Source organism: Rhizobium sp. RHZ02, assembly GCF_014851575.1.
GTDB lineage: Bacteria > Pseudomonadota > Alphaproteobacteria > Rhizobiales > Rhizobiaceae > Rhizobium > Rhizobium altiplani.
Genome location: NZ_JACUZX010000083.1, coordinates 1 through 645 on the forward strand (window position 1 = coordinate 1; position 645 = coordinate 645).

Here is a 645-nt window from a genome sequence, read left to right on the forward strand (position 1 = left end):
TGTCGTCGAGGAAAGCGACGGCGATCTGATGGGCGACGGCGTCAATATCGCCTCGCGATTGGAGAGCGTCGCTGCGGCGGGCGCTATCTGCCTATCCGAGGATGCCTATCGCCAAGTCAAGGCGAGGCTCGACCTCTCGGTCAGCGATCTCGGCAACACGCAACTCAAGAACATCGCCGAACCAATCCGGGTCTATTCGCTGCAAGTCGGCAGCGCCGGGACCAAGGCAGCCGCGGCCTCGGAAACCGCGACGAGTCAACCTGCGACGGCAACGTCGCCGAAGCTGTCGATCGCCGTCCTGCCCTTCGCCAACATGAGTGGTGACGCTGAACAGGACTACTTCGCCGACGGCATCTCGGAAGACATTATCACGGCGCTATCGAAGTTGAGGCAGCTCTTCGTCATCGCCCGCCATTCGTCGTTTACCTTCAAGGGCAAGAACGTCCATGTGCAGGAGGTGGGCACGAATCTCGGCGTGCGGTATGTCCTTGAGGGCAGCGTACGCAAATCGGGGAACAGGGCACGCATTACGGCGCAGCTTATCGACGCAACCACCGGCGGGCATCTATGGGCGGAGCGGTTCGATCGCGACCTGACCGACATATTCGCTGTTCAGGACGATGTAACGCAGCAGATCGTCGACGC

1 protein-coding gene is annotated in these 645 nt (G+C 61.1%); it reads left to right on the plus strand.

All coding sequences use genetic code 11. The annotated features are described in order from the left end of the window. Positions 1–645: adenylate/guanylate cyclase domain-containing protein (locus IB244_RS31600; protein WP_192306992.1), on the plus strand; the 645-nt coding region annotated here is incomplete at both ends.